The organism is Helicobacter labacensis (genome assembly GCF_003660285.1).
In the GTDB taxonomy this organism is placed as follows: Bacteria; Campylobacterota; Campylobacteria; order Campylobacterales; family Helicobacteraceae; genus Helicobacter; species Helicobacter labacensis.
This window is the reverse complement of sequence record NZ_QXQQ01000062.1, coordinates 1-608: the sequence shown is the minus strand read 5'-3', so window position 1 is coordinate 608 and position 608 is coordinate 1. Positions and strand designations below refer to the sequence as shown.

Genomic DNA, 608 nt, shown 5'->3' with positions numbered 1-608 from the left:
AAAATTGAAAAAGGCCACCAACATTAAACAGGGCTGATAGAGAGTCAAAGAGAGTAGCTTTTAATGTAGCTAAATAACATTCCCTTAGTTTGGGGAAACAATCCCAAAGGCAAGACTACAATGCCCAGAGCTAGCCAAATTTTTGTTTCTACAAACACCATCAACACAATGATCAAAACTAGGGCTATAAATAGCACTTGTGCGACTACCAATAAGAAAAACAAGACGAGTTGGGGTAACATTGTAAAAAACATCTTCCATCCTAATTCTTTGAACACCGCACTGTAAAATAAGGTAATTCCGTAGTAGGATTGATCAATCAAATTTGCGATGGATGTATACTCCCCTTTGGAAATATTTTTAAATTCTTCATTGAAAAGAGCTCGCATACTCTTGTCAATTATGTCTGTCAAGGCTTCTGCAGGAATGTAGATGATGTTTTTAATTTCACGCATATAAGTAGCTGGTTCAGAAATCGCCCAGTTGATAATGCCTACAAACACCACAAATACCCCCACACCCATCAAGGTCTTAAATTGAAAAAAGTCCCCCTCCTTAACCCGCCTATAAGCCCACACCATAAACAAGATAGAGAGGATGACATTCAA

1 pseudogene is annotated in these 608 nt (G+C 38.0%); it reads right to left on the bottom strand.

Annotation, left to right across the window (positions count from 1 at the left end):
* Nucleotides 1–608: pseudogene (locus tag EAO33_RS08895) on the bottom strand (type IV secretion system protein); the annotation flags it as partial.